This window comes from Flavobacterium sp., from assembly GCF_049590715.1.
Classification (GTDB): domain Bacteria; phylum Bacteroidota; class Bacteroidia; order Flavobacteriales; family Flavobacteriaceae; genus Flavobacterium.
This window is the reverse complement of record NZ_JBAWDL010000054.1, coordinates 1-6,329: the sequence shown is the minus strand read 5'-3', so window position 1 is coordinate 6,329 and position 6,329 is coordinate 1. Positions and strand designations below refer to the sequence as shown.

Annotated in this window: 8 protein-coding genes; 2 read left to right on the top strand and 6 right to left on the bottom strand. The window is 32.0% G+C overall.

Annotated features, from left to right (window positions below):
- Positions 1-273 precede the first annotated feature (273 nt).
- Positions 274-687 (bottom strand): DUF1348 family protein, encoded by a 414-nt coding sequence (locus WBQ70_RS02790; RefSeq protein ID WP_423910255.1) that lies wholly within the window; start codon positions 685-687, stop codon positions 274-276.
- Entirely contained in the window at positions 656-1,216 is a 561-nt protein-coding gene (locus WBQ70_RS02785; protein ID WP_423910252.1) for a TetR/AcrR family transcriptional regulator, read from the bottom strand. The genes WBQ70_RS02790 and WBQ70_RS02785 overlap by 32 nt, the downstream gene beginning before the upstream one ends.
- 352 nt (positions 1,217-1,568) lie before the next feature.
- Here WBQ70_RS02785 and WBQ70_RS02780 point away from each other — a divergent pair, with 352 nt between their 5' ends.
- Together WBQ70_RS02780 and WBQ70_RS02775 are read left to right on the top strand one after the other, a co-directional pair.
- The gene (locus WBQ70_RS02780; protein WP_423910249.1) at positions 1,569-2,324 is read left to right on the top strand and encodes an SDR family oxidoreductase; all 756 of its coding nucleotides are present in this window, start codon (positions 1,569-1,571) and stop codon (positions 2,322-2,324) included.
- 80 nt (positions 2,325-2,404) lie between these two features.
- Positions 2,405-2,986 (top strand): TetR/AcrR family transcriptional regulator, encoded by a 582-nt coding sequence (locus WBQ70_RS02775; RefSeq protein WP_423910246.1) that lies wholly within the window; start codon positions 2,405-2,407, stop codon positions 2,984-2,986.
- Between the two features lie 127 nt (positions 2,987-3,113).
- Here WBQ70_RS02775 and WBQ70_RS02770 read toward each other — a convergent pair whose 3' ends face one another.
- The 4 genes from WBQ70_RS02770 to WBQ70_RS02755 all read right to left on the bottom strand — a co-directional run bounded on the left by WBQ70_RS02770 (position 3,114) and on the right by WBQ70_RS02755 (position 5,726).
- On the bottom strand, positions 3,114-3,428 hold the full coding sequence (locus WBQ70_RS02770) for an antibiotic biosynthesis monooxygenase family protein (protein ID WP_423910243.1): 315 nt from the start codon (positions 3,426-3,428) through the stop codon (positions 3,114-3,116).
- Positions 3,425-3,661, bottom strand: a complete 237-nt coding sequence (locus tag WBQ70_RS02765) for a hypothetical protein (protein ID WP_423910241.1) — start codon at positions 3,659-3,661, stop codon at positions 3,425-3,427. The genes WBQ70_RS02770 and WBQ70_RS02765 overlap by 4 nt, the downstream gene beginning before the upstream one ends.
- Before the next feature lie 272 nt (positions 3,662-3,933).
- A complete protein-coding gene (locus WBQ70_RS02760; RefSeq protein ID WP_423910238.1) occupies positions 3,934-4,845 on the bottom strand; it encodes a helix-turn-helix domain-containing protein in 912 nt (303 codons plus the stop codon).
- Between the two features lie 2 nt (positions 4,846-4,847).
- Entirely contained in the window at positions 4,848-5,726 is an 879-nt protein-coding gene (locus WBQ70_RS02755) for an NAD(P)H-binding protein (protein ID WP_423910236.1), read from the bottom strand.
- Positions 5,727-6,329: the final 603 nt, after the last annotated feature.

The window sequence follows — 6,329 nt, the reverse complement described above, 5'->3', positions numbered from 1 at the left end:
AGTCAGCAGAAGTCATAGTACTTGTTTGGAAACGAGCCACAGAAAAGTGTGGAGGACTCACCAAGAAGGAAGGACAGAACGTTATTTTCTGTAAAATTAAAATAAGAAAGATATTCTTAGCTTATTTATAAAGTCGTAGGTAGCCCAATTGGTGTTAAGAGCCATTAGATGATGGATAACGAACCGCCGTATACGTGACCCTTACGTACGGTGGTGTGAGAGGCGCACTCCGTTAGTTTCTAGCGGAGCCGTCTACTCGATTGTGTGCTGCCTTTACTTTAAGCGTCTGTCCTTTTCATTTATTTCCAAGTCATTAATGCTTGCAAATCTTTTTTTCATAAATCCGTTTTCGTCAAACTCCCAATTTTCATTGCCATAAGAACGAAACCATTGTCCGCTATTATTTTGCCACTCGTATTCAAAACGAACAGCTATTTTATTTTCTGTAAATGCCCATAATTCTTTTTTCAGTTTGTAGTCTAATTCTTTTTCCCATTTAGCAGTTAGAAATTCTTTTACTTCTTTTCGCCCATTAATAAACAATTGTCTATTTCGCCATTCTGTATCAAAGGTGTAAGCAAGTGAAACTTTTTCAGGGTTTTTAGAATTCCAAGCATCTTCTGCCATTTTTACTTTCTGCGTTGCCGTTTCAAAGTTAAACGGTGGAAGTGGTAGTTTCTGTTCCATTATTATGATTTATTAAAGCGTTTACGATTGTTTTTGATTTGTTTACAGCCCATTGATTTTTGAAAAGTTGACTTTCAACAATTGCACTTTCAAAGAGTAAATAAATATGGTCGGCTAATTGTATGTCAGGTAAGATTTGTTTAAAATAGTCCCGCAATTCATTTTTATGATTTTGGATTACATTTAAAATTTTTGTGTTGTCTGTAGGGATTTCAGAAAGTAAATTAAGGAAACTGCAACCTCTAAAGTTTTCGGTTTCGTTCATAAAAATTAGAAAGTCAAAAGACGCAAGGACTTTGGTTTTGTTTGTTCTGTTCTTTGACGTAAACTCGTTGAGTTTTTCAAACCAATAGTCGTGTCGCTTGTTTAAAAACTCTACACACAAATCTTCTTTTGATTTAAAATGTTGATAGAAACTTGCTTTTGCAACTTTAGATTCTGCAATAATTTGATTTATTCCAGTTGAATTATATCCTTTTTTATGGAAAAGGGTAAATGCTGTTTCTAAAATTCTTTCTCTTGGTTGCATTACCATTTATATTACAATGCAAATATAAAATAAATCTTTTAAAAACAGACAAGTCTGTCTATTATTTAGATAAATTCTGTTTGTGTTCCTTTTTAAGGTTGCACACAACGTGTTTGTATATGGTTTGTTGCGTGGTTAAGCAACTAAGTAACAAATAAAAACCGAATAGAAAATCCGCGAGGATTTTCGTAAGTAGGCTAGAACCAAGCAATAAATTATATACGGTGTTAGCACACGTTTTTATTCTTTCGCATTAAATCTTCTTTTTTTATTTGGAACAATCATTCTAATATTCGTATGTTTGCATAACAGAACGAACGTTCTATTATTAATAATCTAAAAAAGTAAAGAAATGAGTAAATTAAATGGAAAAATTGCCATAGTTACCGGCGGTAATAGTGGTATTGGTTATGCATCTGCAAAAGAGTTTAAAAGTCAAGGTGCAACTGTTGTAATTACAGGAAGAGATTCGGAAAAGGTTGCAAAAGCATCACAAGAGCTTGGTGTAAAAGGAATTGTTGCTGATGTCAAAAGTCTTTCAGCAATAGATGATTTGGTTGCACAAGTAAAATCAGATTATGGAAAAGTTGATGTTCTATTCGTAAATGCTGGTATATTTCAGCCTGCACCTGTTGGTCAAATTAGTGAGGAAATGTTCGACCATCAAATGAGTATAAACTTTAAAGGTGCATTGTTTACAACTGAAAAATTTCTGCCAATTTTAAATGATGGTGCTTCAGTCATTAATTTGTCTTCTGTAAATGCTTATACTGGAATGCCAAATACTGCTGTTTATGCTGCATCAAAAGCAGCATTGAACGCTTATACAAGGACTGCTTCAACTGAATTAGCACCAAGAAAAATAAGAATAAATTCAGTAAATCCTGGACCTGTTTCTACTCCGATTTTTGGAAAAACTGGGATGGAAGAAGAGCAATTAAATGGATTTGCCGAAGCTATGCAAAATCGTATTCCGTTAAAACGATTTGGACAACCAGAAGATATAGCAAAACTGGTTTTGTTTTTAGCTTCTGACGATGCTTCTTTCATTACTGGAAGTGAGTATAATATTGATGGTGGTATAAATATCAATCCGCTATTAGGTTAAATTTTTTTGATTATATTTGGAATGAAAGTTCCGATAAATTACTTTTGTGGAAGCGTATAACGCTTCCACATTTTTTTGATATGCCAAGAGTTAAACTATTTGATGAAAACGAAGTCCTGACCAAAGCAATGAATTTGTTTTGGAAACAAGGATATTCCGCAACTTCTGTCAGAGATTTAGTTAGTCATTTAGGAATTAACAGAGCAAGTTTATATGATACTTTTGGTGATAAAGAACAACTTTTTAAAAAGTCCTTTGAACTTTACAGAAAGACAAGTATGGAAGGATTAACTCATTTTTTTCAAAGTCAACCAAATGTTAGAGATGGATTTTCAAAACTTTTTAATATTGCTATTGAAGAAGCAATTCTTGATAAAGATAGAAAAGGTTGTTTTGTTGTAAATATTACTACAGAACTTATTCCCAATGATGAAAGTCTATTAAAAGTTTTAGAGAGCAATAAACAAGATATTGAAAACATCTTTTATGAGTATCTCAAAAAAGGCAAAGAAAAAGGTCAATTAAAAGACAGCAAAAATTTAAAATCTATTTCTTCTCTTTTTTACACTTTATATAGTGGAATTAAAGTCGTTTCCAAAATTGAAACGAATAAAAAGGAACTAACAAATTCTGTCAATTTAGCCTTATCGTTGTTGGTTTGACCAAATGTTTGCTAACGTTTTGCCACTTTGAGATGGCTGGAAGTTCATAACCGCTAAATTTTCGGCTTTACGAAAACTTGATAAGAAACGTTAATTCCACTAAATTCCAGCTAGCTCAAAATGGCTGTTAGCTGTTGTTTTTATTTTCGTTTTCAATTATTATATCGTAATGTTCAACTATCGGAAACGGTTCGTAATAGTAATGTAAAATCTTTTTCCATTCCAAATATTCTGCTGATTGTCTAAATCCAATTGTATGATCCTCCAAATTTTCCCAATCTACAAGTAAAATGTATTTATTTTTCTGTTCCAAACATTTTCGCAGTGAGTGTCTCAAATACCCTTTAATAGAACTAATATATTGTCCTGCTATCAAAAAGTCTTTTTCAAAGTTATCTTCTTGTCCACTTTTTACATTTAATATAGCTACTTCTAAAATCATATTTCTTCAATTATTGATTGTCCTTTTGATTTGTCACCTGAAGTCCATTCCCAACTTTCGTGAAGTCTAATTTTCCCATTTTCAAGAATTTCTGGTATTGAATAACAAATTCCTGTCATAATTTCGCATTTGTCGTTTACTTGATGATAACGCATTTCTATATTTCCGTTTTTGTCAACCAAACCAATTAGATGTCCATATTTAATTTTTCCACCCGAGTATTCGGAAGTCAAAACATTTTCAATCTGTTTGTAATGAAAATGGTTTCGATTGAAGTTTCCCCATTTTCAGTATTACTTGTCGGTCTAAATATTTTGTCGTTATAGTTCATCGTGTCGGTTTTCTAAAATAACAGCTAACGGTCTAGTATAAGAATAGTAGCGGATTAATAGTCACTAACCATTCGGATTAAACTCAGACTTTAAATATAAAAAAGCGATTTTAATTTCGCACCGAAACCGCTATTATTTTTATACATTGTTAGCTGTAGTGGTTTTTTCGATTTTTAATTAAATGCTTTTCTAAATTCTAAAGGGGTCAATTCAGTTTTTTTCTTAAACAACTTTCCAAATGATTGTGGGTGTTCGAAACCTAAACTGAAAGCAATTTCATTTACTGATAATTCAGTAGTTGATAATTTATCTTTCGCTAGCTCAATCACTTTTTCGTGTATAAATTCTTGAGTACTTTTTCCAGTTATTGTTTTGAGTAGTTTACTTAAATGATTGGGCGACATGTTAATTGAAGTTGAAAGGTTTTTAACTGTGGGTAGCCCTTTTGATAACATATTTTCATTTTTAAAATAATCGTTCAAAAGGGTGTCGAATCTTTCAAGAATGCTGTGGTTAAATTTATTCCTTGTTATAAATTGTCTTTGGTAAAATCGCTCGGAATAAATTAGTAATAACTCTATTTGAGAGATTATAACATCTTGACTGAACTTGTCAATGTTTGAGTTATATTCATTGTTTATACTTTGAAAAATAATGGTAAGCATATCCTCTTCTTTTTCTGAAAGATGCAACGCCTCTTTTAAGTCGTAACCAAAAAAGTCGTACTGCTTTATTTTTTTTGCAAGATTGGTTCCCCATAAAAAATCGGGATGGAAAATTAGCAACCATCCCGAATGATTAAATTGTTGATTGACGGATTCAATTCGCATTATTTGGTTTGGTGCGATAAAAGCCAAAACTCCCTCGTCAAAGTCATATTCTTGCTGACCGTATTTCATTTTGCCATCAATCAAATGTTTTAGCGCAATGCAATAAAATCCGTGCGTTACATTTAAATTAATATCTGGCGTATAGATAATATCATTGAAATTAATTACACTTACCAAAGGATGTTGTGGCTTTGCAAGTCCATTTCGTTTATGATATTCCGAGATAGTTTTTATATGAATAATATCTTTTGCCATAATTATTTAATATACATTTCAGCAAAGTCTATTGCGAAATCTTCAAGTGTTACAGTGCCCATTTTAATAGGTTTATTATTTTCATAGTTTTCTGTCAATTTTCCATTTGCAAGACTTGCATACATTTCTGTAAATAGATTAGCGATGTTTGAAGGTATGCCATTTTGTTCCATTCCTTTTTTTACTTCTTCATCAGATACAATTTTCCATTCTAAGTCAGTTTTTCCTATTCCTTTTCCTAGTGCTGTAGCAATTTCTTGACCTGTATGTTCAGAACTTACTACGTATCTAAACAATTTACTTTTGGTTGTTGTTAGCTCTTCAGCAACTGCGTTCGCAATATCTTTTGACGATACCAAAGGGAACTTGGTCTGACCGTAGTTCGCTATAATTTGACCAGTATACTTTATCATATCTATATAATTACAAAGGTTGTAATAAAAATAGGTAGGTCTTAAAATTGTCAAATCTATGTTCGGTACTTGTTTTATTATTTCTTCCGCAAAATGTGAACCTAAAATAGGTCCTGTTCCAAAATTTAAATGCGCTCCGAAACTACTCAACTGAACAACACGTTGAATTTTATTTTTTTTAACGGCTTCCGCATAGTTTGCGTTTGTAAGTCTGTAGTATTCTCGAATATCAGATTTGGAATAATCAGGCGGATTCAATAAAAATACCGCATCAGTATTTTTAAAAGCGGACATTAAAAAATCTAAATCTTCTAAAGACCCAATTTTAGGTTTTGCTCCTAATTTCTCAATTTCATTCTTTCGGTCAGTTGAATGACTAATTACGGTTACCTCGTGACCATCATTAATTAGTTGTTTTGTGAGTGGTTTTCCAATATTACCTAAAGAACTTGTAAGCGTGATTTTCATTTTGTTATCTTTTTTTGTAAGTTACAAAGGTCAAAATGAAAAAGATTTAAAATGTAGTCAAATCATTCTTGATGTAATCCAAATCTATCTTTTTTGGTTAATTCTTTGTTCGTACGTTTTTTTTTGCCATTACAGCTAACGTAAGTCCGCTTGGAGAAGGGGAAAAATGCCCTAAGCGTTATCTAAATTAGGCCTTTTTTTCTTTCTCCAAACGGACAGTTGGAAGTAGTTACTGTCTATTTACAATCTATATTCTTATCAGTAACGGAGTTGGATAGACTACTCCTATCTTTTTCTTTCAACTCAATCCAAATCAATAAAACCAATTATTTATTGCGCTTAGCAAACCTGCTAGGCGAAGTTAATAATAAGGCTTTTGGGGCTCTATTTTTTTCCGATTTTAAGTTATAGAAAATAAATTCAATTCTTGACTTTTTCATTTATTTTCTATAACTTGGTCAAGTCTTTTACGTTGTCAAACGTATTGAAAGTGAACTTTCTACGATTCTCAATCGAAAGACTTGAAGACTAAATGCTTTATTCTTCTAAAATCCCAAAAAAATATCCCCAAAATTTATTGTGCAAGAAACTCCGTAGTCTAAG